Source organism: Aeromonas sp. HMWF014 (assembly GCF_963878295.1).
Classification (GTDB): domain Bacteria; phylum Pseudomonadota; class Gammaproteobacteria; order Enterobacterales; family Aeromonadaceae; genus Aeromonas; species Aeromonas popoffii.
In genome coordinates, this window is sequence record NZ_CAWNYS010000031.1 from 1 (window position 1) to 1,061 (window position 1,061).

The following is a 1,061-nucleotide window of genomic DNA, read 5'->3' on the forward strand; positions in this document are numbered from 1 at the left end:
GTGTTGGGCTGGGCGGGGCCCTGATAGATGACCCGCCCCAGATGGTGGCCACGGTTGGTCTCGATCACTGCATCGCAGTCGCGCCCCGCTTCAAAGCCCGGGCCGAGGGCCACAGTGATAGGGGCCATCTCCTTGTGAGTGCCGAGGTTCTGCTTGGCCAGGATGGCATCCACCAGATAGCGGGGCTTGAGCTCACTCAGGGTTGCGCAGTCGGGGTCAACCAGCAGCGGGATAATGCCCCTATCCAGCTGCTCGAACGCCTGCTCGACGCTCTCGACCCGCTTGGCACGCACCCCCTCGACGCTGGTTTCGCCGTCAAACATCCCTTGCGCGAAGGCGACGGTGCGGCGGATCACGGTAGGCTTGTCGAGATCCAGCATCACCACCTTGAAGCCCGCATTGTGCAGCCGCAGTGCCACCCCGGTGGCGATGTCGCCGGAGCCGCGCATCACCACCAGTTGATCCCGCTTGAGGCGCACATCGTCCTGCATCAGGCCACCCGATTTGCCATTTTTCACTTGCAAGAGTTCGGCGAGGATGCTGATGGCGATCTCCTCGGGGGTCTCGGCACCTATGTTGTAGCCGATGGGGGCGTGCAGCCGCTGCAGTTGCTCCTGACTTACCCCTTGCTGGCGCAGTGCCTGGGTGAAGGTCTGTACCTTGCGCTTGCTGGCGAGCAGCCCCAGATAGGCGAGGGGATGGGTGATGAGCCGATCCAGCGCCTCCTTGTCCTGATGGTTGGTGGCGATGATGACGAAGTTGGCGGGCTCGATGGCCAGCGCATCGATCACCGCGCTGATGGCATCGGCCTGTTTGAGATGGGTGCCGGCGGGGAAGTGGTCGGGGTTGAGGCTCCCTTCAAAACAGTCGCCCACATGGATATCAAAACCCAGCGGGGCCGCAGCATGGGCCAGCGCCCGGTTGACGTGACCGGCGCCGATCAGTACCAGACGGGGGCGCAGACCGTAGACGTCGATATAGACCGACATGGCGCCGCCGCAGTCCGACCCCACCGCATGTTCGCCGTTGCGGGCCATCCGGCCGTGGAAGATGCGCGGCTT

1 protein-coding gene is annotated in these 1,061 nt (G+C 64.2%); it reads right to left on the minus strand.

The window, feature by feature from the left end; all coding sequences use genetic code 11:
• Positions 1–1,061, minus strand: a 1,061-nt coding sequence (yqeB, locus tag AAC083_RS00960) for a selenium-dependent molybdenum cofactor biosynthesis protein YqeB (RefSeq protein ID WP_258224575.1), incomplete at both ends; no start/stop codon positions are given.